Consider the following 24,541-nt stretch of genomic DNA (forward strand, 5'->3'; position numbering starts at 1 on the left):
TTCTATTGTTTTTTATGATCTCGATTGGAAATACTACTGTGTTAATTGATATTCACTGCCATTTAGAAGGTGTGCTAGCGGTTGATAGGGAACGGTTTTTTAAGCAAAGCGGCAAAATAGGTGCCGTGTCTATGACCGAGGCAAGCGCGTTAGAATTGATACACTTAAAACAACAATATTTAGATCAGATTTATCTATTTCTTGGTATTCACCCTGAGAAAGATGTCAGTGAACAAGAGATCCAAGCTGTTATTGATCTTATATACCAACATCGGCATTTATTATCTGGAATTGGCGAGGTCGGTATTCCGTTTTTTTATTTAGATGAGAAAACAGAACAAGAAAAACACCGTATTAAACAGCGAGGAAGTGAACGGTTAGCGCGTTTTGTTAAGATTGCAGCAGAGCTAAAACTACCTGTAAATTTGCATGTGGTAGAAGATGATATTCATTATGCGCTGCCTATTTTAAAGAACTACCAAATTAAAGGGGCGTTGTTCCATTGGTATGAAGGCAGTGACGAAAACCTCGCCTTACTTCATCAACAAGCGCATTTTATTTCAGTAAGTCCTTGGATCTTTGTCGACTCTCATTACTTAGAGTTCGCGAAGAAAATTCCGCTTGATATGCTGTTGGTGGAGTCAGATTCACCGTGTAAATACAATGGCGTGCAAGGAGAGCCAAATATGATCAATCAAGTGATTGATTTATTAGCAGAGCATCATCAATTATCACGGGATATAATGGCGGCACTAATCAATGAAAATACGAAACGCTTTCTGAAAATTTGAATTTGATGGTTTTCAGGTTGTTTTCGCGTGCGACTATCAAGCTGACATATGAAAAGTAAAGCCGCCTCTAATATATTAAATTGTGGAATATATTAAAGGCGGCTTTTATTGTGGTGTGTTTAGCAAAGTAGAGGATTGCGCTTGGTTGCTTTAAGTACCCCCAAGCTTGTACAACAACTGTTTTTCAATACGATTCGGTGATCGTCTAAAATAGGACAAATACTCGGTCATAACAGTGAGTTCTACCTTTTTATTAACCGTTAACGCATCAACACTTGCTAATAACAAATCAACAGACTCAAGCTCTGTTATTACGCATTGTTTCTTCTTATGAAGTTGATCATGGAGTTACTCTAAATTGATATCACACTTTGTTTATAACTTTGTCTTACAGCAAGTGCCACGTTAGTTATCGTTACTTTGCAAGAAAACCAACATGCGATAATTGTTTTTTTGCTGATTGCTCTGATGGTTCATTTGATGATGTCTGCTTTGCTTTTTCATCTAGAGGAAGTAAGCGAAAAATGGGTTGCCCATCTTCTTTTCTCACAAAAGCAACTTCACGATAAAGTAGCTTGTCATCACTTTTGACGGCATCTAATTCGTTGTCTTTAATCAGTGATAATGGGCCAATCATGGCTGTACAGTGATAAATTTTATGCTCGTAGTTATTAAATAGCTTACAAGGTTGATCGAGTGCGAAACTTTCACCTGGCTCTAAATGACGGCTGTTTTCTACTGCGCTGTTGATGTCCGAGATGCTAGCAAATACCGTTGTTGATAAGCTAAGTAACATAATACTCGTTAGCATTGCTAAGGGATGTTTTGATTTAAAAGTAGACATTATATTTTCCAAACAAAAAGCCAATACCTTATTCACTTCGACTAAAATATTGGCTTTACTAGTATGATGGCTCTTACGACTCGAGTGTACTATCCGTCAGGGGCAAATAAAAAGACAATTATTACAACGTTTTTTTTATTTACCACCTGGTGTTTGTTGTATCACCAAAAGTGAAGCCTAATTTTTGAGTCTACAGACCGTAAGAAGCTAGCAAGTTATGAAAATACATTGAGATATTTGCCCAGATTCGGGTGAGCCAGCCGCCTTGCTGAACGCTGTTGAGCGCCACAAGTGTCTCGGCTTTAATAACTTTGCCTTTATAAGTTACCGTCATTTCGCCTAATTTTTCCCCTTTATCAACCGGTGCTTTGATGTCATGGTCAAATTGGAGATTAGTTAGCAGATCTTTCTCATCAACACTTGAAGGAAGAACCAAGGTTAATGGCTTCTCAAGACCTAAAGAGACATTATCTTGTTGTCCTCCCCAAACGTGCTGTTCAGAAAGTTTGCTGTCTGCTGCATATAAGGTGTCTTGCTTAAAGAAGCGGAAGCCATAATTGAATAGTCCTTTACTTTGAGCTGCGACATCATTCAGTGATTGTGTGCCCAGAACAACCGCAACCAACTTCATCGGATTATCTGGCATCTTAGCTGAGCTTACCAGTGAGTATCCAGCGGCTTCTGTACTGCCTGTTTTCATACCCGTCGCATATTGATAGGTGAACAATAAGCGATTGAAATTTGGTTGGCGGATATGATTGTATTCAAAATACTTTTGACTGAAAAAATGAAAGTATTGAGGGTAGTCGTTCATGATGTGCTGTCCGAGCAGACCAAGATCATAAGCGGTAGAGAAATGTGCTGGTGCTGGCAGGCCCATCACAGTGGTGAAGTGGGTATTGTGCATGCCTAGCTTCACTGCAGTCGCGTTCATCATTGAAACGAATGATGATTGTGAGCCCGCAACATAATTTGCCAGTGTTACAGCGGCATCGTTCCCCGATTCAACAATCACACCCTGAATAAGATCTTTTACTGAAACATAAGAGCCGGGCTTCAAGAACATTCTTGAACCACCAGTGCGCCATGCGACTTCTGGTACGAGTACTTTTGAGTCTAATGAGATTACACCGTCGGCCAGTTTTTGCTCAACAATGTACATTAGCATTAACTTAGTGGTGCTAGCAGGAGCCATACGCATGTTGGCATTGTTGGAAGCAACAATCCGTCCAGTATTGGCATCGATTAAAATGAAAGCCCGCGCATTAAGATTTGGTGGGAATACTCCTTTCTGAGCCCACTTCTGCACCATAGTTTCAGGGATCCCATTCGCACCGCCGGCTTCTGCTGGTGCAGGAGGCACTTGCACATTTTCTGGGATATTTATTTTTACGTCGATAGCACCAAAGCTATTTAGTGGTGCTTTAGCTGTTTTGTATTGTGTTGCCGCATAGTAATCACTATCAGGCATGGTGTTCGCCGCATCGTTGCTAGGCGTGGCAAATACTGTACTGGAGGAAAATAATGCAGCGATTGCTACTGATAAGGAAAGCTGTTTGATAGTTGTCATAAGGGTTTAAATTTACAGTTATTCACTAAAAGCGCGATATAAAAAAGCGAATAGATAAGATACTGACTTTAGAGGGTAATTATTTCCCGCTAGGTCAATCCATCACTACCACGGCAATGGTGAGTGCTTTTCCGTTCTATTCAACTTTACGATGACTTTGGTCACAGAACGCATTATCCATAATGATGTCCTGAGCATTATGTGCCTTAGTGACCTGAATACTGTGATAGCTATAACCAAATCATGGTGCTTCAGTCCTGCTTTCTTAGCAGGCCATTCGATCCCCGTATTGGTTATAGCCCTTGTATCTAGTCTGCTTCTATCCTACCAGCAGAACCATTATGGAAACCTGAACGGTAATGATGTTTATGCAGCAGCAAATTCTGCAAGTAGCTCTTTTTGACGCTCACTTAGGTTCTGTGGTGTTTCAATTGCTAATTGGACAATTAAATCGCCAGTATTGCCTTTACGATCTGTGACTCCTTTGCCTTTTAGGCGGAATTTACGACCGTTTTGTGTCCCTTCAGGGATCTTAAGGCTAATCGCACCATTTAATGTATTTACTTCAATCTTGCCACCTAATGCAGCAGTCACAAAGTCGGTACTAGCTTTACAATGTAAATTATTTCCTTCGCGCGTGTATCGTGGGTGAGGGCGAATATTCATTTGAATAAACACATCACCTTGCGGACCACCGTTGATACCAGGGTGACCTTTGCCACTTAAGCGAATTCGACCGCCATCTTCAATGCCTGCAGGGATCTTGATATTCAGTTTTTTATTTACTTGGCTCGTGCCTTCAAACACTGGTAAAATCAAATAACACGAGATGCACCATTAATCGCATCTTCTAAAATCAAATTTCCATGGTGTATTGAAGACTCTTCGCCTTTTTGTGGACGAGTGGAAATGACGGCTACCAAAAGCCTCCACGACCACCGCGAGCATTTGAGAACATATCACCAAAATGCGCCACCGAAAATATCTTCAAAGTCACCATAGCTGCCACCTTGAAAGCCGCCGTGATGACCGCCACCCTGATGTCCACCGCCCATACCTGGGTTATCAAACGCAGCATGACCAAATTGATCGTAGGCTGTACGTTTTTCTTTGTCGGTTAAATTTCGTAAGCTACTTTTACTTCTTTAAATTTGTCAGCAGCAGTTGGATCATCCGGATTTTTGTCTGGGTGAAACTTCATTGCGAGCTTTTTGTACGCTTTTTTAATTTCTTTTTCTGATGCAGTTTTGGCGACACCAAGAACTTCATAAAAATCACGTTTTGACATTGGTAACACCTCTTATCTCAACTGAGATAACTATCTGGAACATTCTCCGCTAATCATACCCAAAAACGATAACTGATTTAAGCGTATTGAACGATTAAAGGCACAGATAGTTAGCCAAATTAGATTTACATTTTGCATGTTGTTATTGTAGAAAAGGGCGAGAGATTTTGATCTCTTCGCCCGTCTCTATTCGTTGCGATTGAATGCTATCATTGATAGCAAACTATCGAGACTAATTACTTAACTTCTTCAAACTCTGCGTACACAACATCGTCGCTTTTCGCTTCATTTTGCGTTTCTGCTTGATGCTGGTTGTTCGCTTGAGCCAGCTCCATCAGCTTTTTTGCTGCAGTCATCAATGCTTGAGTGTGTTGTTCAATGGCATTTTTATCATCGCCAGATTTCACATCTTCAAGTGAAGAGATAGCTACTTCAACGCCTTCTTTATCTGCTGCTGGTAAATTATCGCCGGCTTCAGTTAATTGTTTGCGTGTGCTATGGATCAATTGGTCTGCTTGGTTACGCGCTGTGACTAGTTGTTCAAATTGTATGTCAGCTTCTTTATTTGCTTCAGCTTCTTGAACCATTTTTTCAATCTCAGCCTCAGTTAAACCACCTGATGCTTGAATCGTGATCTTTTGCGCTTTACCTGTCGCCTTATCGGTTGCTGATACATTCAAAATACCATCAGCATCTAAATCAAAGGTAACCTCAATTTGTGGCATGCCACGAGGCGCAGCTTGAATACCTTCAAGATTGAACTGACCAAGCGATTTGTTATGCATCGCTTGTTTACGTTCACCTTGAAGAACATGGATCGTTACTGCATTTTGGTTATCTTCAGCGGTTGAGAACACTTGCTCTGCTTTCGTTGGGATCGTAGTGTTCTTGTTAATTAAACTTGTCATCACACCACCCATGGTTTCAATACCAAAAGAGAGAGGAGTAACATCGAGTAAAAGAACATCTTTTACATCACCCGCTAATATGCCACCTTGAATCGCAGCACCCATAGCAACTGCTTCATCAGGGTTAACATCTTTACGTGGTTCTTTACCAAAGAAGTCTGCAACTGTTTTTTGTACCAGTGGCATACGTGTTTGACCACCCACTAAAATAACGTCAGTGATATCATTGACATTCAAGTTAGCGTCTTTAAGTGCTGATTTTACAGGGTTCAATGTACCTTGTACTAGCTCATCAACTAGTGATTCCAATTTTGCACGCGTGATCTTAACATTCATGTGCTTAGGACCAGTTGCATCCGCTGTCACATAAGGTAGATTCACATCAGTTTGCTGTGCAGAAGAAAGCTCAATTTTCGCTTTTTCAGCCGATTCTTTTACACGTTGCATTGCAAGTGGATCATTGCGTAAATCAATACCTTGATCTTTCTTAAATTCATCAACAAGGTAGTTGATCATACGAGTATCGAAATCTTCACCACCAAGGTGTGTATCACCATTGGTTGCTAATACTTCAAAGGTTTGTTCGCCATCAACGTTATCAATTTCGATAATAGAAATATCAAAGGTACCACCACCTAGATCGTACACTGCGATTGTGCGATCGCCACCTTTTTTATCTAAACCATAAGCTAGGGCTGCTGCTGTTGGTTCATTGATAATACGTTTAACTTCAAGCCCAGCAATACGGCCAGCATCTTTAGTTGCCTGACGCTGTGCATCATTAAAGTAAGCAGGTACTGTAATTACAGCCGCTGTTACTTTTTCACCTAAGTATTCTTCTGCTGTTTTCTTCATTTTTTTCAGAACTTCAGCAGAAACTTGAGGTGCCGCCATTTTTTGACCTTTTGCTTCTACCCATGCATCGCCGTTGTCAGCTTTGACAATTTTGTATGGCATAACAGAAAGATCACGTTGAATTTCTTCGTCTTCAAAACGACGACCAATTAAACGTTTAATTGCAAATAACGTATTTTCAGGGTTGGTTACCGCCTGACGTTTTGCTGGTTGACCGACTAAGGTTTCACCATCTGTATATGCGATTACAGAAGCGGTAGTACGTTCGCCTTCTGCATTTTCAATAACACGTGGCATGTCACCGTCTAATACAGAAACACAAGAGTTAGTTGTACCTAAGTCAATACCGATAATTTTACTCATAAATCTTTTCCTCAATGTATTACATTGATTAGCTATTCTTATCTGAACTACGTTCGATTTTTTGTGGGTGATAAGAATTTTGTAGGCTGAAGCGCTTACTTCAAGCCAAATATCAATGCAATTTAAATATGCTTTCCCGATAGGGGATGAATATAGCGAACTATCAACCTGACGAATTTAGATCGAAAAAAGGTGATAGCTCTAAATATGTTATCTACTCAAGGCTAATTAATAGCGTTGAAATTATTCTTCAGTTGGCAGTGTTGCTGCTTTGCCGATAGCAATTTTACGTGGTTGCATTGCTTCTGGTACTTCACGCTCTAAATCGATATGAAGTAAACCATTCTCTAAGTTTGCACCAACAACTTTAACGTAATCTGCAAGTTGAAATTTACGTTCAAAGTTACGCTCAGCAATACCTTGATAGATAAAGTTCTTGTTTTCTTCAGGAGCCTTAGTTCCTGTTACAACAAGCATATTTTCATTTTGAGTAAGATCTAAGCGATCTTCAGAGAAACCTGCTACCGCCATTGTAATGCGGTAATTATTCTCGTCAGTTTGCTCGATATTGTACGGAGGGTATCCGGTTGCCTGTGCTTTGTTGCTGCTTGCTTCAACGAGGTTGAATAAGCGATCAAAACCAATAGCGTGGCGGTATAGGGGAGTGAAATCTACATTACGCATAGTAACTATCCTCAATAATAAGCAATAGTCTTAGTGTTGACAGAGGTTTTATAAAGTTGTCGTTTTACACTAAGCGGATCGATTAAGTGATCCGATAAAACAGAACTAATAAGGCATTCCCTAATCAGGCGAATCTTATTAGCATTTTGAACTCCATTTGGCAGTTCGTGTAATTAATATATGCTTCCGTAGTTGTTCGGTCAATACATTTTAATAAGTTTTTCTAATCTTTTTTCTGGTTGCTCTATAACTAATTGATTTTACATGTTAACCATAACTAAAAAGTTGAACTTCCATTTGAATATGTACGATTTACACGTTTTATGAACGTAAATGGTTTTAACTAAATAGTATTTCTAAATAAGAAATAAGGGCATGAAAGTGATTTTCAAGGGAAGTAACGAGTAAAGTGCAACCTTTTATTACTTGGGTTAACACTTATCATCGGTTGGTGTGTAAGAAACAAAGTAAAGCTAACAGGTCACATGATTAAACGATGGGATGTATAAATAATCAAAAATAAGAATGACATAGTGAACAAATTCACACTCTATTACGTATAAATCAGTTGTTAGTTTCTACTTTTGACCATTCATCTATGCTCTACAATAGAAACAAGATCTGATTATTGAAATGCGCTGATTAGGGATTAAAAGCATGCATGTAATGGTAAGACGATTACTACCTTTAGTTATTATCGCAATATTTATTGTGGCGTCAGTGTTGTTGATAAATACCAAAAAACGTCCAGAGCAGCAAAAAGTTACAGTGCAGCCTCCTGTTTTAGACGTTATTAAAATACAAAAACAAGATGTGCAACTCACAGTTGGTTCATATGGAATTGTTGAACCCAAGCAGAAAGCAGAAGTTGTCTCTGAAGTAGTGGGTACGGTCAAATACATTTCTCCTGATTTTGCTGTGGGGGAATTCGTTACAAAAGGAGAGTTATTAGCACGTTTAGATGATAGCGACTATCATGCCGATCTTGCTCAAGCTGAAGCGACATTGGCACAAGCGCAAGCTAAGCTAAAAGAAGAAATAGCGCGAGGCAAAGTTGCTAAAAAGACCTTACGTGATATTTCACCGAATAAAAAAACGTCTCTTGGTTTACGCGAGCCTCAACGTAAACAAGAAGAAGCCAATGTAAAGTTTGCACAAGCTGCTGTAGAGCGTGCCAAACGTAATCTGACTAAAACAGAAATACGTGCCCCTTTTGATAGTTTGGTGACATCTAAAGAAATCAACATCGGTAGCTATGTAACGATAGGTAAATTAATTGGCGAGTTGTATGGTACTCAAACGGCTGAAATTCGCTTACCTGTCACGCCGCAATCTATGGCTTATCTTGATTTACCTCGTCTTGAAACAACAAAGCTCACCTTAGAATCTCAATATAATGAAATAAAAGTTATTTATTGGGTGGCACAGCTAGTGCGTAATGAAGGTGTAATTGATAAAGATAATCGAATGATTTATCTCGTCGCAGAAGTTAACGATCCTTATAATCGTCATTCATCTTTAGGTAAAAATTCAGCCTCTTCCTCATTACCGATTTTGCAATTTGGTACATTTGTAACAACAAAGCTCCAAGGACGAAAAGTCAGTGATGTGATCAAGTTACCTCGCCACGTTGTTCGTTCTGAGCAAGTCATTGTGGTTGATGCTGATAATAGAACGGCAACTCGAAAAGTACATGTTGTGCGCTCAGATAAAGAAAATGCGTATATTACCGGTGGGTTAAAAGATGGAGAGTTAGTTTCCTTAATAAGCCCTGATAGCTTAGTTGATGGAACTGAAGTTACAACGGTGATGAGTAAAAGTTATTCTTCTGATATTTCACCACTGATGGCTGCCGATCAAAAAGTGGTAAACCCTGAAGTCGTGAATAAGGGAGAATAGCGATGAAAGCAAAAGGATTAATTGCTTGGTTTACCCATAATCATGTTGCTGCCAATTTACTCATGTTGCTTGTTATTTTAGGTGGTTTATTTTCTATTAGTTTAATTAATAAAGAAATATTCCCCGCTTTTGCTTTGAATCGAATTATGATCACGGCAAGCTACCCGGGCGCATCTCCTGAAGATATAGAGCAAAGCATTAACATTAAAATTGAGCAATCGCTCGATAATGTAAAAAACATAAAGCGCATTGAATCTGTCGCTTCTCAAGGGTTGGCTTCATTGACTTTAGAGCTTGATACGGGGGCCGATCTTGAGAAAGTGTTAGATGATGTCAAACAACAAATTGATGCAATCACGACGTTTCCAGTCAATATGGAAAAGCCGTTGATTAAGCGTGCAGAATTTACCAGTAATGTTATGTTCATTTCGCTTTATGGCAATCTCAATGAAAGGCAATTAAAAGAATATGCCAAACAAGTTCGAGACGATATTTTACTCGAAACCAGTGCTTCTGACGTTGTAGTTTCAGGAGTTAAAGATTATGAAATAGCGATAGGTGTCTCTGAAAATGCGCTAAGAAAGTATGGCTTAACCTTTGAGCAAGTCGCGAATGTTGTTCAACAGCGATCTATAGATTTACCCGGTGGCATTATTAAAGCCAAAGATGGTGATTTATTGGTTCGAACTAACGGTCAACTGTATAGCGGTGATGCGTTTTCATCGATTGTTTTACGCACACGCTCAGACGGTAGCCGATTATTATTATCAGATGTAGCCACTGTTTCAGACGGTTTTGTTGAAAATAGGGTTTTAAATCGTTTCAATCGCCAACGAGCCACAGTTATTCAAGTACGAAACTTAACGGATGAAGATGCGACTAAAATCTCACATCAAGTCAGTGAGTATATAGCCAAAAAGAAAGCTCAATTACCTTCGGGTGTTTATCTCGATACATGGGGAGATATGTCACATTATTTGGAAGGACGTTTGAATATGATGCTTTCCAATATGCTATATGGTGGCATATTAGTCTTTGTTATTCTTGCTCTTTTTCTTGATATACGCGTTGCGTTTTGGGTCATGTTAGGGATCCCATTTTGTTTTCTTGGTACGCTTTTGTTTATGCCGACGCCGTTTATTGCGGTATCAATTAATCTTATCTCGCTGTTTGGTTTTATTTTAGTACTAGGGATAGTTGTTGATGATGCAATAGTGGTGGGGGAAAGTGTTTATACCGAAGTAAAAGACAAAGGCCAGAGAATCGAAAATGTCATTAAAGGTGTGCAAAACGTTGCGATTCCAGCAACATTTGGCGTCTTAACGACGATGGCGGCGTTTATCCCGATGCTTATTTCGGATGCGCCCAGAACTGAATTTTTTAAAGCCATTGCTTGGGTTGTATTGCTTTGTTTAAGCTTTTCTTTGATTGAGTCAAAACTTATCCTTCCTGCTCATTTAGCGCGTATGCGTTTAACACCACCGAGTAAGACACCTAATTTGTTTTCACGGATAAAGTTGCGTTTTAACAGTGCAGTCGATCGGTTTATTAATCATAACTATCGTCGATTTATTACCGTATGTACGAGGCATCGCTATAGTGTCTTAGCGACCTTTTCTGGCATCTTAATGCTTGCTATCGCACTTGTGGTTAGCGGTCAGTTACGATGGGTCTTTTTCCCTAATCTTCCATCTGATTATATTCAAGTAAATGTAGATATGGACGTGTCTTCTTCTGATGAAAATAACGCACGTGTTGCGGCTCAAATAGAAGATGCATTGTATCAAGCTGATGCCAAAATATATCAAGAGCTGGGCGTGAATGTGGTGAAACACACTTTCATGAATATGGCGAATCGCCAAGATTTATTTATCTTAGCTGAACTTCATAAAACAGAAACGTTACCGATCAGTAGCTTTGAAATTTTAAAACAATGGAAAGCACAAATGCCGCCTTTGGTCGGAGTGAAAAATATCACCTATGATGCCTCTATTGATCGCAAGCAAAGTGATTTACAGTTTAGCTTAAAAGGCGAAAATTTAACGGAACTTGCTGCCGCATCGAAAGCAATGCAACAACTTTTATCTGAGTATGATGGCACATTGAATATTAAAGATGATCTCTCATCACCAATACCTGAAGTGAAATTACAATTAACGGCAGCAGGTGAAGCATTAGGCTTGTCATTATCAGCACTAGCTAACCAAGTTCGTCATGCTTTTTTTGGTTACGAAGCACAACGTGTTTTGCGCAACAATGAAGAAGTTAAAGTCATGGTGCGTTATCCACAACAAGAACGCAGCACGATTGGTTATTTGGAGAACATGAAGGTGAGGTTACCAAACGGCAAGTTTGTTCCTTTTACAGAGGTTGCTACGGCTAATATTGAATCTTCTTATACCAACATCAATCGGGTTGATCGTAAACGTTCTGTGATTGTGTCTGCTAATGTTGATAAAGCTCAAACAGCACCTTCTGATATCTATAATGATATTTTGACAAATAAACTCGACAAATTACAACAGCAGTACCCTGATATTAAGATAGCCTTGGATGGTCGAGCAAAAGATGAAAAAAATACCAAAGGTAGTTTAATTCGTGATTCTTTACTGGCACTGCTTACTATCTTCGCTCTGATGGCGATTCCGCTGCGATCTTATAGCCAGCCACTAATTATTATGTCAGTGATTCCATTTGGTATTATCGGTGCAATAGCTGGGCACTATTTAGCTGGGCTTACCCTAAATTTACTCAGTGTGTTTGGTATTTTGGCGTTAGCTGGGGTTGTGGTGAATGATTCGTTAGTTTTAGTTACCTTTATTAATCGAGCATTAAAGCAAGGCGTTGACTTACAACAAGCGGTTATTGATGCGGGGTGTGCACGATTTAGGGCAATTGTATTAACGTCATTAACGACCTTTTTTGGTTTAGCGCCTATTTTATTAGAAGATAGCTTACAAGCACAGATCGTGATCCCGATGGCAACATCATTAGCCTTTGGGATTTTATTTGCCACCGTTGTGACCTTATTATTAGTTCCATCACTGTATTTAATATTACAAGATGTTCAATCTATAATAAGACGCTTTTATCACTGGTGGTGGCAACCACGCACATCCGAATAATGATTACGGATGGACGTGATTATTAGCTGAGTAAAACATCGATGACAATTAGAATCCGATACCAACACCAGCAGAAACTCCCGTATCATGCTCTGAGTCGTCAGAAGCGGCGATAGTAATGATGCCTTGTTGTCCAACATCAAATTTACCGCCTAATGCAATTGCAGATTGGTTATCGTAATTTGCCGTACCTAGGCCGATGGTATAGTGATAGCCTTGACGGAAAGGGATTGCACTCATCGCCATTGCACTTGCAGTACCAGCATTGGCTTCGTTATGTACTTTGTTTATATCTTGGCTAAGTTCACCAAAACGTTGATCGGTATAGCTATTAGCTTTATTGAGTGTTGATACAGAACTTTGATCGGCATAATGGTCTGCACTCTTTACCGCATTATTGGCATCAATATCTGAATAATGGTTAGCCTGTTTAACTACAGCTGCAGTTTTATCATCGGTATATCCATTCGCTTGGTGCAAAGTGTTAGCCGCTGATGTATTGGTATAACTCTTTGCTTGATTTAATGTTGATGTCACTTGAGTATCAGTATAGTTATTTGCTTGTGAAATACCTTGATGTAGTTGACTTACGTTAACCGCATCTGTTTGTGCTATACCGGCTTGAATATGTTCTAAACGACGCTGGGTTTTATCGCTACCAAATGATACTTGGCCATCTGTAGAAACAGATTGATTGCCAATCGCAATAGAACCAGGTTTGCCTGATGCTGTCGCATAGTTACCAATTGTAATATCTTTTTCACCAGCTGCCGCTTTAGTCCCTAATGCCATTGAATAGTTACCGTCAGCATGGCTACTTGTACCCACAGCCATTGCATATGCACCTTTCGCAACACTACTCGTACCCATAGACGTCGTTGAATAACCTGTGGCTTTAGCACTAGAGCCAAAGGCAATAGAAGCATTGCCATCAGCATTGGCTGTAGAGCCAAATGCTTCAGTTTGAACGCCTGTTGCACTAGCACCAGAGCCAAATGAAGATGAACTATTACCGTTTGTTTGTGCATTAGAGCCAAAAGAGGCGGATTGATCACCTTGGCTTTTTGCTGCAATCCCCATAGCTATCGCAGCATTACCATTAGCACTGGATGAGTAACCTTCAGCAACACTCGATTCCCCTTTCGCTGATGATGCATAACCAATTGCAACAGAATTGTTACTGTGCGTAACAGAGGCACCTTGTCCTAAAATAACATTATTCGTACTTATTGTTGTATTAGACGAATTATCACTCAAATTATTACTTAAATTAAGAGGTTGAGCGAAAGTAGATAATGAGAAAAGTGATATTAATAAATAATATTTTTTATTTAATTGCATGGCATAATCCTAATATTTAATTTAGCGTATAGCATATACAAATTAATTAATAACGTTAGAGTTAGGAATAGAATTAAAGTTACCAAAAATGCATTTTATGCACAATTTTGGGTTTTTTATTCGTAAAAGGTGACTTTTTATTAATAAATAATGTCAGATCCGCCACTTTTTTGACTTTTTACGTATTTTTGAAATTGAGGAAAATATGAAGATTTTTCGAGGTAAAAAGAAATTAATTAATCCTGACTGTAAATCTATATTTAATTTTTAGATTATATTTAATCTTTAACCTTATTTCTTTTAACAGTTAAACAAACCGAATAATCATTAATGCCATTTTCTTGACATTTGATAACATCTTCCTTTAATTTTTTTAACTCTTGTTGATTGCGGACAGAATAAACCATCCCGTTTACGCAGGAAATAGTGATCATACCTTGCTGTGAAAATTGATAACCTTTTACCTCACTCCCGCACGGGTTAAAGTCAATACCTGCATTTACACTGACTTTTTTGGGTACAACCCTCACACTTTCAGTTACGCAACCAGCGAGTAAAAAAAAGCTTAAAATAATGATCTGGGTAGATATAAGTTTCATGAATATTCTCATTTTGTAAATCTTGATTATGTCGTGTTTCAAATTAGAATGCAGCAAGACTCAATAGAATACTACCGAACAGAATAATAAATGATTCTACCATCTGGCTATACCACTTATCTATAATACGAGTTATTTATATATTAATAAGCATTTAACTTGATTAAACAATAGAGTTGTTTATCATTTTTTACTAAGTTTATGAAAATATTTCGTTATAATAAATGTAATTAAAAATGACTTTGTTTAAATTTAAAGGAGGACAACTTAATGTTTAACGATGTACTGTGGTTTGTTCCCTTCATAATTTTGTTTCTTGTCTTTAATTTACTTGTTATAAAAAAACAAAAAAAGAAATCACATGGCAGTTTTTTTTCTTTTCTTAAAATTCGCTTGAACACTTATCAATCAATGCAAGATAGTGAGAGTGAAGAAGATGACAGTATTATTGAAGATGACATCATCGAAGAAAAACCGATTAAAAAACAAGGTATAAAAAAGCGTTGCCAACCTGATGCGACAGGGCCTGTTAAGAAAACAAGCAAGAAAAAAACACTACCAAGAAATAATACGCAGATAGACAGTGATCATTGGTTAAATAAAAAAGCGAAACGAGCGCCTACTAATAAATCATAGGTGCTTTTGTGTTTCTTAAAGTTATCGCTATAACGTTATACCGCCGCTATGGAAAAGGATAAAGGATTATGAAATCAAAGAATAAAGCACTCTGGGGAAGGGGGAGTTGGGTTGATGTCACTATAAGAGTGACGATGTTGATAACCTTTGCTTATGCGGTAAAAACACTTCATGAATTCGTGACAATTGATCGCTGTATCGATGCAGGGCATAGCTATAATTTCATTGAAAAACACTGTAACACTGTAGAATAAAACGCTTACCACTGCCTATTGGTGGGATATGGTTATAGTTTGGTATCCCACTTTTAACTTCTCTAAAATCACCTTTTCCTCTCGGAAGGTTAAAATACATCAAATAAACCCTTTTTCACTCTAGGTTCACTGTTGACATTAAAAGTGTATATACATATATTAAAAATCATATATATGAAAAATCGCATGTGAGTTTATGGAAACACTATCTCTCTTCAAATCAATGGCTGATGACACTCGCCTTAAAGTACTAATGCTCCTTAGTTTGAAAGGGGAACTTTGTGTGTGTGATTTACAACAAGCATTAGATACTAGCCAGCCTAAAGTGTCTCGTCATTTAGCAGAATTACGTCGTACTGGATTGTTGGTCGATGAGCGCCGAGCAAAATGGGTGTATTACCGACTGAATCCTGCAATAACACCTTGGATGAGCGAGATAATTTCAACATCGTCACAAAACAGTCATAAATATTTAGAAGACTGTTTATCTCGACTCGAATCAGATTGTTCTAGTTGCTAATTACATATCGATTAGTGACAGAGTTAAAGACTATTTATACATAGGCCACAACATGGAAATTAAAGACTTATCGTTACCAAATCTTGATGAAAACCAGTTCAATGTTACGAGATCAGAAGATTTAGTTGCGCCGAAATCAACCCATAAACCGCGTATTCTGTTGCTTTATGGATCATTACGTAAGCGTTCATTTAGTAAGTTAGTGATTGAAGAATCAGCGCGGTTATTAGTAAAAATGGGCGCAGAAGTCCGTATTTTTGATCCAGAAGGATTACCACTGCCAGATGCAGAAGATCCAACGCATCCAAAAGTAGCAGAGTTAAGAGATCTTGTTATCTGGTCAGAAGGACAAGTGTGGTGCTCACCAGAGAAACATGGCTCTATGACAGGGATCATGAAAGCGCAAATTGATTGGATCCCACTTTCAATGGGGGCTGTTCGTCCAACTCAAGGTAAAACATTAGCCGTAATGCAAGTGTGTGGCGGTTCACAGTCATTTAACGTGGTGAATCAACTTCGTGTATTGGGTCGTTGGATGCGTATGGTGACTATTCCTAACCAATCATCAGTAGCGAAAGCGTTTTTAGAGTTTGACGATAACGATCGTATGAAGCCATCAGGTTATTACAACCGCATCGTTGATGTAATGGAAGAGCTAGTGAAATTCACGCTATTAACGCGTGATAACAGTGATTTCTTAGTCGATCGTTATTCAGAACGTGTCGAAAGTGTAGAGCAATTAATGCAACGTGTAAACCAAAAAGAAGGGTAAGAAAATGGGACTTTTTGAACGTTACTTAACCGTTTGGGTAGGGGCTGCCATTATTGCCGGTATTATTCTTGGCAGTGCAATCCCGCAATTATTTAGTGTGGTGGCATCGCTAGAATACGCGCACGTTAATATCGTCATTGCGGTATTAATTTGGTTAATGATCTTCCCTATGATGATGCAGATTGATTTCTCATCGATCAAAGATGTCGGTAAAAAACCGAAAGGCCTAGTACTAACGCTGGTGATCAACTGGTTAGTAAAACCTTTTAGTATGGCGTTTCTTGGCTGGCTATTCTTCAAAGTTTTCTTCGCCTCTTGGGTTGAGCCAGAAACCGCTTCTCAATACATTGCAGGTATGATCTTATTAGGTGTTGCACCTTGTACCGCAATGGTATTTGTGTGGAGCCAAATGACCAAAGGGGATGCGAACTACACCTTGGTGCAAGTATCAGTAAACGATTTGATCATGATCTTTGCTTTCGCACCTATTGCTGCATTCTTGTTAGGTGTGACAGACATTACTGTGCCTTGGGATACTTTAGTATTATCAGTGGTGCTGTATGTCGTGATCCCATTAGTTGCCGGTGCCATTACTCGTAAAGTGCTAGATAAATCTAACGATCATTCTCGTTTAGATAACCTATTAGCTAAGTTAAAACCTTGGTCAATTATTGGTTTGTTATCAACAGTCGTTCTACTGTTTGGTTTCCAAGCTGAAACAATTATCGCTAACCCTGAAGCGATTGTATTAATTGCTATTCCACTATTGATTCAAACTTATGCGATTTTTGCCATTGCTTATTGGGCAGCAAAACGCATGAAGTTAGCCCATAACATTGCAGCACCTGCATGTATGATTGGTACCTCTAACTTCTTTGAATTAGCCGTTGCCGTTGCCATTTCACTGTTTGGTTTACACTCAGGTGCGGCACTTGCCACCGTGGTTGGCGTGCTGGTGGAAGTACCTGTTATGTTGTCTTTAGTATGGTTCGCTAACCGAACCCGCCATTGGTTTGATGAAAACGAAACTGCATCAAACACTATTTCAAAAGTACACGGAGAGTAAAAACATGGTTGTTATTCACCATAATCCAGAATGCGGTACCTCAAGAAATGTGCTGCAAATTATCCAAGATGCAGGCTATGAGCCAGTTGTGATTGAATACATTCAAGAAGGTTGGACAAAGCCTCAGCTTCAAGCGTTATTTGCAGCGGCAAATTTAACCCCACGTACCGCATTACGTACCAGTAAATCGCCAGCTAAAGAGCTCGGTTTATTAGATGAAAGCGTATCAGATGAAGTGATTCTAGAAGCCATGCTAGAGCACCCTGTATTGGTGAACCGCCCAATCGTATGTACGGCTAAAGGTGTAAAACTGTGTCGCCCTAGTGAAGAGGTATTAGATGTGCTTGAAAACTGGCCAAAAGGACCACTAATCAAGGAAGATGGTGAAGTTATTATCGACTCCAACGGAAACCGTCTACTGTAATTGCTTTTGCCACTACAACTTAAGTAAGTATAAATAGACATGTTTAAAGCTCTGATGAAAGTCAGAGCTTTTTTCGTTTAGATGATAAGACAAAGTTCAATTTATTAATTATCTTAATTTCATTAGGTATTGATATATATGGTTTTATTCGTTGTTGTATGTTTAATCCGACGGGTTAAAAACAGTTCTTACTTTTATAAAGAGCAATCAACCAATTAAAAGTGTTTTTTAGGCTAAGATATTGAAAATAAATGTTTTTATTTATTAGAGTGTTGAATATTTACTGTATTAATAAAGCGTAAAAGTAAGAACTCTTATTAATATACTGTTATGTGCTTTGGTGGAAATGAATATGGAAATCACAATTAGGCGTATTGAAACAGAAAGCACTGAGGATAAAGGTATATTCGAGACTTTGTTCAGAGAGTACCTATCTGGATTCTCAGTTGAACTAGATCTCTCAGTAATTGCTCAGCTATTTGCGTTGCCTTATTTCCACGGATTTATCAGTTTTGTCGACAATAAGCCTGCCGGTTTTGCTGTTTGCTTTGAATCGTTCTCAACTTATCGTGCGCAAAGAGATATGAATATTCATGATTTTATGTTGTCTGACTACTTTCGCGGTAAAGGTCTTGGCAAGGCGCAACTGAATGGTATCGAACAGTATTGTCGTGATAATGATTACTTCAAAATCACATTAGAGGTCGGTGATGATAATGTTAAAGCTAAATAGCTCTATAGCTCATTGGACTACGAAGATTACAGAGTAGTTTTGAAAGGGCAGCAACATTGGCAAAAGTACCTCAATTAGCACGCACATATCCGAAGTGTAGGACAAGCCTAAGCCACCTTATATAAGTAAGTATTGGAAATATCATGACGGGTCATGCGAAAAAGAAGTCGAGCGTTATCCTTGGTGTGAATCAATAAATTTAGCACGCGGATTGATAATGAAATCTTCTTTATTTCTGAAGCGTTAACTCCATGACGCTATTTCTGATTACAACCACATAGCAAACCATAATCACGTACTCGCTTAAATCCTTTCGGTAACAAAAAGTACAAATCTAGTATTTTTAGTATTCGATGACGAAAAGTTAACAATGAAGGAAATAGATTATGGTGAAATGAGTGTGGTTGGCTTAACGGTATTTGATTGACTGTTTAGATAACTAGCTTGTTGCTGGCTATTATTAAATAATGGCAATACGGGTATGAAATTAAATCAAAAACGAATGAATCGCATCTTACAGAATAAGGATATTGTTATACATGCCAATAAAAAAAGTGATAGGTGCAAGTGTTATTTTTATCACTATTCTGACAGGGTGTTCGTCACTGCCTAAACAAGCAGAACATCTTGATGCGCCACTAACACCGAAATTAACCAGTGATTTATCGTCATTAAACGATCGCCACAATCAATTTATAACGCCACAAACACCAAGCGCAGTTCTGGTGCAAAATACGGGCTGGGATGCATTGGCGCAACGTCTAGCTTTGGTTGAAGCTGCCGAACATACGATAGATATTCAATACTATATTTGGAATTCAGATATTTCTGGTCGTTATTTAGCGAGTCGTTTAGTCGCAGCCGCTGATCGTGGTGTTTATGTTCGTGTGTTGCTTGATGATATTAACCTGAACGATCGTGAAGCACTGCTAACAAAACTCGATGCGCACCCTAATATCGAGATCCGCATTTTTAACCCTATCCCAACCCGTAATGCTGGCAAATGGATAAGTTTTGTAGGAGACTTTTCACGTTTAAATCGTCGTATGCATAATAAATCTTTTACTGTTGATGGTGCTTTTACGGTTGTTGGTGGACGTAATATTGGTGATGAGTATTTTGATCTTTCCCATGAGCTGAATTTGCGTGATCGTGATGTATTAGCAAGTGGAAAAGTTGTCGCTGATGTTCAGCACAGCTTTTATGATTATTGGAATAGTGAATGGGCATATTCAGTTAATTTATTGAGAGATAAAGCTAAGCCACTACCACAGTTAATGCTTAACACTATTCCTGTACCTGAATATAAAAATTATCCGGCATTGCCTCAAAGCCAGAAGGCTGCCATGACATACTTATCAACGCTGTTAAAGAAGATGAGTGGAGTCAAAGCCACATATATTGCAGATAAGCCGATTCCTGATGATGTTGATAATACTGATAAGCCAAAAGCAACGGCGCAGTATTTATCTCAATTGGCGAAAAATACAAAAAATGACATCATCATTGAATCGGCATATTTAGTCTTTGATGATAAACAGCTAGCGGGTTTACAGCAGCTTACGCAAAAGGGAGTGGAGATCAAAGCGCTGACAAATTCAATGGCATCAAATGATCTTGTGACGAATCACTCTGGTTATGCAGGCCGTCGCCAAGACATGCTAGAAAGTGGTATGGATTTATATGAATTAAAGCCTGACGCTAAATTATGCAAGATTGTTATCCAAGATAACGACAAATGTGCACCGAATGCGGTATACGGTTTACACGCTAAATCAGCGGTATTTGATCATCAAATAGCGACGATTGGCTCATTTAACTTCAATTTACGTTCTACCTATCTAAATACTGAGTCGCTATTGGTGATTGAAAACCCTAAGATTGCCACCGAGCTGGCTACGACCTTAGAGGGCGCAATGCAAGACACTAACAGTTGGCATTTAAGTCTTGATGATGGCGATGTGTATTGGCATTCGGGTAACGAAACATGGGACAGTGAACCGAACACTAAGCAATGGGATCGTATGAAATCAGAATTATTACAGTTATTGCCTATAGAAAAGTATTTGTAAGCGCTAAAAATACAAATAGATTGAAAAGCCAGCTACTAGATTGGTTTTATTATTATTAGTTTGGGGAATTAATTTCGCTTTTAATTTAATTACAGAACAAATAGCAGTATTATTTAATACAAACAAAAGCGTTAATGATAATTATTTCTAATAATCCTGTAGGTGCTTTGTTATAATAAGATTAATTGTTAAAACCTTGTGTATCTTTATCTATCAAATGATACGATATATAAATACTGATATTAAGATGTGTTTCATCTGTAAGTGTTAGGTTTCTCCTAAGACTAGAATTTAGATAATTACAGGGTTTGTATGAAATTTAAAGATAGATTGTTTAATGGCTTAGATCGCTCAGTTCAACAAAACTGGTTATATCAAGAAAGCATTTTAAACGTTAATACAGAGTACATGTATAAAGTTGTAATTGCACAAGAATTAATGAAAGGCTTTTATCATCACTCAGGGGACGATTTCACTATTGAGTTAGATCAGAATAAAAAAAGAATCCCTTATGCTATCGTTCCAGAAGAAGTGACTTTAAATAAAAAGTTTAAGAAAAAAGCTAAGTTATGGAAAAAAGATAATAAAGTTGATGGAAGCGTTGATATCTTCCTTTCAAATGATAAATCAAAAGATACATTTTTTATTGATGTAAAAGATTTTGAGATGTCTAGCTCAGATCTTAAGAAGGCAATTAAACGCTTCGTTAGTATGTTTGAGTTTTATACAAAGGAAAATACGGTGCGTGAATGTGCGCTAGTGTTTCCTACTATACTAGATACAAGTGATTGGGTTATAAAGTACTTACGTAAAAGTAAACTACCCAATAACTTGGTCGTTGATTTTGAATCAAAAGAAGTCGCTATCAACGGTGAAAGTGATGAGTACGCAGAGCGTTACTATGCAAATGTGCTAATCATTAAACGTTTTTCTCCTACTAACATGGTTGTAAGTTGCGCTCAATACATGTAATTCCAAGCATGTATTAATTTGTGACAATAAAAGAAAAGCCAGCAGTTAATGTTGGCTTTTTCTTTTTATGAAACTGTTGCTCTTTTCTCTATTGTTTCACGGTTGGGTTCTAAGTTTATTTGTTACCCAATTTTGCATTTAAACTTATTTATAGGGTTAATGTAGCGTTGAGAATAAATTTGAAACGGGGAATTTGTATCTAATTCAGAATTAAGGTTTATCACTTTCCTCTTCTGCCATCTCGGGGGGAGGTAAATAGAATTAGGTGATCTCATAGACAAATAATAAGATGTATTTTGTACCTCAACGTATAGCCAACTAGTTTGTCCTAAATTAGGCGCTATCCCTTGTATTGAATACTTAATATGGAGATGACTATTTTGGGTAAACAATTTTCTGAATTATCAGATAAACATATAGAGTTTATCGAAAACCAAAAAATCTATTTTGTTGGTACTGCCGCTGAGAGCGGTAATGTGAATTTATCGCCCAAAGGGGGGGATTCCTTGAGAGTGATCAATTCAAAGCAAATAGCATGGTTAAACTTAACAGGCAGCGGTAATGAGTCTGCATCACATGTTATTAAGAACTCACGAATGACACTCATGTTCTGTGCATTTGAAGGAGCTCCGCTCATTTTTAGAGTATATGGGAAGGCAAAGGTCTTACACGCTAAAGATGAGGAATGGGGCCAGTTTGTGCAGCGATTTCCAGAAAGTGTCGCTTCTAGACAAATATTTATCTTAGATATTGATTTTGTTCAGTCGTCTTGTGGCAAGTCGGTTCCGTACTTTAGCTATGAGGGGGATCGTGATGACTTGGCGAATTGGTCAAAAAAACAAGGTGTCGAAGGAATAGAGCAATACTGGCTCAAAAAGAATCAAAACAGTATCGATGGCTTTGAAACTGAAATTGCGAAAAGATCTGGCTTAGACGTAGAGTAACGAAATAAACGTCTATTTCGTGCTTAATACTTCATCAAACCACTCACTATAATTTAATATTCACAGCCTGTTGCGCTAGTATTTTGCTAGAAAACGCTCATAATCTTGCAAAACAACATTTAAAGAAGAAATTATCTATGACTGACTTTCAATATTACTTTCAAAAACTGCCATGTTTTAACTGTAAAAAAAACACAGTAAGCATTGATCTTGGTTGGTTAACCGCAGCGATGAAAGAAGATGTTATTGCACAAGCGTCTGCGATTATTGCGCAAGATAACGTTGAGCCAGAAGTGTCGGTGAACGTAACTTGTACAAAAGATGAAGCTCGTGATTATCTACTGCTTAATTTCTACGGTTATTCTGAAGAAGAATTAGCGAACCAAGTTAAAGCTGAAGATGAACAAGAAGTAGCAGAAGAAATTGCTGAGCTTTTTGCTGATGGTAGTGATGTAGGTGTATTTGAACACGAAATCTTACTGCTAAGTTGCACTGATTGCAGTATTGATGATTAGTTTAATTTAGCATTGCAATTATAAGGTAATGCTTTTGAAAGCGTAGTACCAATGAAAAAGTCCGCAATTAATTTGTTACTAGTGCCTAGTAATAAAAGATTACGGACTTTTTGTTATGTTTTTAAGGTTTTTATTTGTCGACGTTTAATGCAATTGAATTTTCAGTTGCAAATGCGGTTGCCACGTTACCTCCCGCAAGAGCTACATCGGTCGTTGTTAGCAATACATTGGTTGTCCCTGCTTCTGCCACGGCAAAATCATAATTACCTTCATTCACATTAAGTACAGCAGAGTCTTTGAAATTTACATTTTTTAATACCGCAGTATCGGCTGAGAAGCCTATGCCTGTTGGGGCTGCATGAATATCCACTGTGCCAGCTATTGGGTTAGCGTGAACGACTCTTAGTTTTGCATATGACGCAATACTTCTTAAATCATCTTCAATAACAATAGGCTCTATAGACTGAGCGGTAAATTGTCCGACGGCAAAAATGGTTGTTTCAGAGCCAGCTAAAAAAGTGGTGCCAGGAGCTTTAATAGCTTCAGGTGTTGTTGCTCCAGAAGGAGTGACAGTTAAATCATAAGTGGTCGGTGCTAAATCAAGGCTTTTAATTGTTTCATAGCTGATCGAATCAAGTCCAGGCACAACATTACCACTGGCTCTTACATCGACATCACCTAAATCAGCGACGGCATGGCCAACGCGCACGGTCGAGTTTTCGCCAGTGTTTCTCAGTACATTAACGGTCGACCCGTCCGCAACGAGAAGATTTACAGGGGAAACTGCGCCACCGCTTACATTAGGTACTGCTGTGACCATTAAGTCGCTACCACCATCTAATGCGATGTTGCCACTGTCATATACCACATCGGCATCAGTGCTTTTGCCTGCTAACGTTATCCTTATTCGATAATCACCAGCTGGAAGTGTAACGGGTAGGTTCACATCATCTTCTTTAAAGGTAAGATCAGAAACTGCAATTGTATCTGTACTGATACTAGGATCGGTTGTTACGTGAATATCAACACCACCAACTTCTGGGTGTCCATGTAACACATCGATGCGAATAGATTGATCATCAGGGACTTCATTAGAACGAGAAAGGATCACCGGTTCTATATCACGCACATTATTTACAGCAAAGACGTCATATTGCATATCTGGTGCGAGGTTTATAGCGTTTCTTGTGATCACATCATCGGTAGCATCGTTTGCTAGAAGTCCACGTACAATCAGCTCATGACTACCTGCATCAACAGTGAGTAATGGACTACCTTGTTGATAATCAACATTAGATAAGCCACTTACCACATCACCCATCCTATTAAAATAGAAACCAAGCGGAGCTATCCGAACTTGCATGCG

The 24,541-nt window shown here is 38.4% G+C and carries 22 protein-coding genes and 1 pseudogene; 14 read left to right on the plus strand and 9 right to left on the minus strand.

Annotation, left to right across the window (positions count from 1 at the left end; genetic code table 11):
• Window positions 1-14: 14 nt before the first annotated feature.
• Entirely contained in the window at window positions 15-791 is a 777-nt protein-coding gene (locus tag SKA34_RS07200) for a TatD family hydrolase (RefSeq protein WP_232284240.1), read from the plus strand.
• Between the two features lie 415 nt (window positions 792-1,206).
• Here the strand turns inward: SKA34_RS07200 and SKA34_RS07205 are convergent, their stop codons facing one another.
• From SKA34_RS07205 to SKA34_RS07225, 6 genes are all read right to left on the minus strand, one after another.
• Window positions 1,207-1,635: a hypothetical protein gene (locus SKA34_RS07205; RefSeq protein ID WP_006644844.1), complete on the minus strand. Its 429-nt coding sequence runs from the start codon at window positions 1,633-1,635 to the stop codon at window positions 1,207-1,209.
• 190 nt (window positions 1,636-1,825) lie between these two features.
• Complete coding sequence (locus tag SKA34_RS07210; RefSeq protein WP_006644845.1) at window positions 1,826-3,205, minus strand: D-alanyl-D-alanine carboxypeptidase family protein; 1,380 nt, start codon at window positions 3,203-3,205, stop codon at window positions 1,826-1,828.
• A 366-nt stretch (window positions 3,206-3,571) separates the two neighbouring features.
• Complete coding sequence (locus tag SKA34_RS23545; protein WP_232284241.1) at window positions 3,572-4,012, minus strand: DnaJ C-terminal domain-containing protein; 441 nt, start codon at window positions 4,010-4,012, stop codon at window positions 3,572-3,574.
• Window positions 4,013-4,322: 310 nt separating this feature from the next.
• Entirely contained in the window at window positions 4,323-4,493 is a 171-nt protein-coding gene (locus SKA34_RS23895) for a DnaJ domain-containing protein (RefSeq protein WP_006644848.1), read from the minus strand.
• Window positions 4,494-4,729: 236 nt separating this feature from the next.
• Window positions 4,730-6,619: a molecular chaperone DnaK gene (gene dnaK / locus SKA34_RS07220; RefSeq protein ID WP_006644849.1), complete on the minus strand. Its 1,890-nt coding sequence runs from the start codon at window positions 6,617-6,619 to the stop codon at window positions 4,730-4,732.
• A 243-nt stretch (window positions 6,620-6,862) separates the two neighbouring features.
• Entirely contained in the window at window positions 6,863-7,303 is a 441-nt protein-coding gene (locus SKA34_RS07225) for an Hsp20 family protein (RefSeq protein WP_006644850.1), read from the minus strand.
• Between the two features lie 657 nt (window positions 7,304-7,960).
• Here SKA34_RS07225 and SKA34_RS07230 point away from each other — a divergent pair.
• Window positions 7,961-9,202, plus strand: a complete 1,242-nt coding sequence (locus SKA34_RS07230) for an efflux RND transporter periplasmic adaptor subunit (RefSeq protein ID WP_006644851.1) — start codon at window positions 7,961-7,963, stop codon at window positions 9,200-9,202.
• 2 nt (window positions 9,203-9,204) lie between these two features.
• Entirely contained in the window at window positions 9,205-12,327 is a 3,123-nt protein-coding gene (locus SKA34_RS07235) for an efflux RND transporter permease subunit (RefSeq protein WP_006644852.1), read from the plus strand.
• 48 nt (window positions 12,328-12,375) lie between these two features.
• On the opposite strand, the gene SKA34_RS07240 is transcribed toward SKA34_RS07235, so the two are convergent.
• Window positions 12,376-13,668, minus strand: a complete 1,293-nt coding sequence (locus SKA34_RS07240; protein WP_006644853.1) for a YadA-like family protein — start codon at window positions 13,666-13,668, stop codon at window positions 12,376-12,378.
• 278 nt (window positions 13,669-13,946) lie between these two features.
• The gene (locus SKA34_RS07245) at window positions 13,947-14,267 is read right to left on the minus strand and encodes a hypothetical protein (RefSeq protein ID WP_006644854.1); all 321 of its coding nucleotides are present in this window, start codon (window positions 14,265-14,267) and stop codon (window positions 13,947-13,949) included.
• Between the two features lie 270 nt (window positions 14,268-14,537).
• On the opposite strand from SKA34_RS07245, the gene SKA34_RS07250 reads away from it, so the two are divergent.
• From SKA34_RS07250 to SKA34_RS07300, 11 genes and pseudogenes are all read left to right on the plus strand, one after another.
• On the plus strand, window positions 14,538-14,903 hold the full coding sequence (locus tag SKA34_RS07250; protein WP_006644855.1) for a hypothetical protein: 366 nt from the start codon (window positions 14,538-14,540) through the stop codon (window positions 14,901-14,903).
• A 68-nt stretch (window positions 14,904-14,971) separates the two neighbouring features.
• Complete coding sequence (locus tag SKA34_RS07255) at window positions 14,972-15,157, plus strand: hypothetical protein (protein WP_006644856.1); 186 nt, start codon at window positions 14,972-14,974, stop codon at window positions 15,155-15,157.
• Between the two features lie 196 nt (window positions 15,158-15,353).
• Window positions 15,354-15,677 carry a metalloregulator ArsR/SmtB family transcription factor gene (locus SKA34_RS07260; protein ID WP_083784359.1) on the plus strand — a complete coding sequence of 108 codons (324 nt, stop codon included), beginning with the start codon at window positions 15,354-15,356 and terminating at the stop codon, window positions 15,675-15,677.
• Window positions 15,678-15,729: 52 nt separating this feature from the next.
• The gene (gene arsH / locus SKA34_RS07265; RefSeq protein WP_006644858.1) at window positions 15,730-16,449 is read left to right on the plus strand and encodes an arsenical resistance protein ArsH; all 720 of its coding nucleotides are present in this window, start codon (window positions 15,730-15,732) and stop codon (window positions 16,447-16,449) included.
• Window positions 16,450-16,453: 4 nt separating this feature from the next.
• A complete protein-coding gene (arsB, locus tag SKA34_RS07270) occupies window positions 16,454-17,515 on the plus strand; it encodes an ACR3 family arsenite efflux transporter (protein ID WP_006644859.1) in 1,062 nt (353 codons plus the stop codon).
• Between the two features lie 4 nt (window positions 17,516-17,519).
• Window positions 17,520-17,939 carry an arsenate reductase (glutaredoxin) gene (arsC, locus tag SKA34_RS07275; protein ID WP_006644860.1) on the plus strand — a complete coding sequence of 140 codons (420 nt, stop codon included), beginning with the start codon at window positions 17,520-17,522 and terminating at the stop codon, window positions 17,937-17,939.
• A 352-nt stretch (window positions 17,940-18,291) separates the two neighbouring features.
• Window positions 18,292-18,750 (plus strand): annotated as a pseudogene (locus SKA34_RS07280) (N-acetyltransferase family protein).
• Window positions 18,751-19,211: 461 nt separating this feature from the next.
• On the plus strand, window positions 19,212-20,744 hold the full coding sequence (locus SKA34_RS07285; protein ID WP_006644862.1) for a phospholipase D family protein: 1,533 nt from the start codon (window positions 19,212-19,214) through the stop codon (window positions 20,742-20,744).
• Window positions 20,745-21,056: 312 nt separating this feature from the next.
• On the plus strand, window positions 21,057-21,716 hold the full coding sequence (locus tag SKA34_RS07290; protein ID WP_006644863.1) for a hypothetical protein: 660 nt from the start codon (window positions 21,057-21,059) through the stop codon (window positions 21,714-21,716).
• 380 nt (window positions 21,717-22,096) lie between these two features.
• The gene (locus SKA34_RS07295) at window positions 22,097-22,660 is read left to right on the plus strand and encodes a pyridoxamine 5'-phosphate oxidase family protein (RefSeq protein WP_369750661.1); all 564 of its coding nucleotides are present in this window, start codon (window positions 22,097-22,099) and stop codon (window positions 22,658-22,660) included.
• Window positions 22,661-22,797: 137 nt separating this feature from the next.
• A complete protein-coding gene (locus SKA34_RS07300) occupies window positions 22,798-23,175 on the plus strand; it encodes a hypothetical protein (protein WP_006644865.1) in 378 nt (125 codons plus the stop codon).
• A gap of 130 nt (window positions 23,176-23,305) precedes the next feature.
• Here the strand turns inward: SKA34_RS07300 and SKA34_RS07305 are convergent.
• Window positions 23,306-24,541, minus strand: a 1,236-nt coding sequence (locus tag SKA34_RS07305; RefSeq protein WP_069358464.1) for a DUF4397 domain-containing protein, incomplete at its 5' end; no start/stop codon positions are given.

Source organism: Photobacterium sp. SKA34, from assembly GCF_000153325.1.
GTDB lineage: Bacteria > Pseudomonadota > Gammaproteobacteria > Enterobacterales > Vibrionaceae > Photobacterium.